Raw genomic sequence first — 1,338 nt, forward strand, 5'->3', positions numbered from 1 at the left:
GCCTCGCGGCGGACGTGCCGCGCGGTCGGCCTTGGCCTGCGCGCGCGCCTGGGCCGACAGCTCCGCGGCGATGCCCTTCGTCTCCTCGACGTCGCCCGTCGCGGGACGCCACCATGCGAGCGCCGGGTCCGCGTCGAGCAGGACCGAGCGGACGAGGAGCGTCAGCGGCACCGCGAGGACCGCGCCGATCGGCCCGATCACGAGCGCCCAGAACAGCACGGAGACGAACGTGATCGTCTCGCTCAGCCGGACCGCGCCGCCGACCACCTTGGGCTGCACGATCGACTGCACGACCGCGTTCACGACGCCGTAGACGAGGAGGACGGCGATGAACACCGGCCACCCGCCCGAGAGGAACCCGAACACGAGCGGCGGCACGATCGCGATGAAGTACCCGATGTTCGGGATGAAGCTGCAGATGAACGACAGGACGCCCCAGAGCAGCGCTCCCGGCACCTGGAGCACGAGCAGGGCGATCCAGTTCAGCACGCCCTGCGCGGCGCCCAGCGCGGTCGTGACGACCATGTACCGCCGCACGTTCCGCGTGTACAGCACGAGCGCGTCGACGAGCGCGGCGCGGCGCGAGCGCAGCTGCGAGAGGATGGCCGGCGCGTAGGTCCCGTCCATGGCCATCAGGATCAGCAGCGTGAGGATGACGACCAGCGAGAACGTGATGCCCGCCACGCCGCCGAGGACCGCGGTCACGACGTCGATGATGCGCGACGGCTCGAGCCCGTCGACGATGGCCTGCGCCTGCTGCGCGCCGATGCCGAGCCCCTCGAGCGCATCGCCGATGTTCGCGGCCGCCGACTGGATCTGCGGCGTGTACTCGGGCAGCAGCGTCGTGAACTGCGCCAGCGCGAACACGAGCGTGACGACGAAGCCGGCGAGCAGCGCGAAGACCGCGACGATCGCGCCCCCGGTGGCGAGTCCGACGGGGACGCCCCGCCGGACGAGTCCGACCCGAACCGGATGGACGCAGATGGTGAGCACGAGCGCGAGGAACGCCGGGGCCACCACCGATCGGGCGGCCGCGAGTCCGAACATCACGACGACCGCCCCCGCGAAGCCGAGCAGGATGATGCTCGCGCGGGGCAGTGCGACCGAGGGGGGAGCCATCGACGACGCGTCGACCGGGTCCGGCGCCGGGGCCGTCTCGGAGGGGGATCCGGTATTCCGACGCCACCAGCCGCGAGCCATGATCCCCCCGATCCGCCGCCGCCGGGGCATCTGGCGCGGCACCTGCGGCGCAGGCTAGCAGTCGGCGGCGAGGGGCGATGGGACTTCTGTCCGGCGTGCGCGCGCGAGTCGCGGGCCCGCGGCCGGCCGGAGCGACCG

The 1,338-nt window shown here is 72.9% G+C and carries 1 protein-coding gene; it reads right to left on the bottom strand.

Annotated elements, in window-relative coordinates; genetic code table 11:
• A partial coding sequence (locus ESO86_RS17080; RefSeq protein ID WP_242492437.1) for an AI-2E family transporter occupies positions 1-1,119 on the bottom strand: 1,119 nt, incomplete at its 3' end.
• Positions 1,120-1,338 lie beyond the last annotated feature (219 nt).

Origin of the sequence: Agromyces binzhouensis (assembly GCF_004135055.1) — a bacterium.
Classification (GTDB): Bacteria; Actinomycetota; Actinomycetes; order Actinomycetales; family Microbacteriaceae; genus Agromyces; species Agromyces binzhouensis.